Here is a 379-nt window from a genome sequence, read left to right as displayed (position 1 = left end):
GAGCCTGCTGCCGACGGTTCCCCCGAGCCCCGCCGCACGGAGCAGGGCGTGCGGTCCCGCGACCGTGGTCAGGCAGCCGTTCCGGCCGCATCCGCACCGCCGGCCGCGGCGGCGGACCCGGACGTGTCCGATCTCGCGGGCGGTGACGGAGTCCGGGGTCGGTCCCGGTCACCAGCCCCGCACCGAGCGTGCGTTCCCCGCCCACCACGAGCAGGGGCACGTCGGTCCCCGGTTCCGCCGGTGCGAACCACCGCTCGGCGAGCGCGGCGAGGTGCGGGGCCGGGCGCACCGACACCGGGATCCGCCCGCCGCTGAGCGCCCCCAGCCGACGTTCGAGCAGGCGGGTCAGGTCGACGTCGGACCAGTCGAGCTCGGTCGA

1 protein-coding gene is annotated in these 379 nt (G+C 77.6%); it reads right to left on the bottom strand.

Annotated features, from left to right (window positions below; translation table 11 throughout):
- Window positions 1-132: ROK family protein (locus tag SACPADRAFT_RS33670; RefSeq protein ID WP_233357095.1), on the bottom strand; the 132-nt coding region annotated here is incomplete at its 3' end.
- Window positions 133-379 lie beyond the last annotated feature (247 nt).

It is taken from the genome of Saccharomonospora iraqiensis subsp. paurometabolica YIM 90007 (assembly GCF_000231035.2).
Taxonomy (GTDB): Bacteria; Actinomycetota; Actinomycetes; order Mycobacteriales; family Pseudonocardiaceae; genus Saccharomonospora; species Saccharomonospora paurometabolica.
The sequence above is the reverse complement of the archived record's forward strand: the minus strand, read 5'-3'. Positions and strand labels throughout refer to the sequence as shown.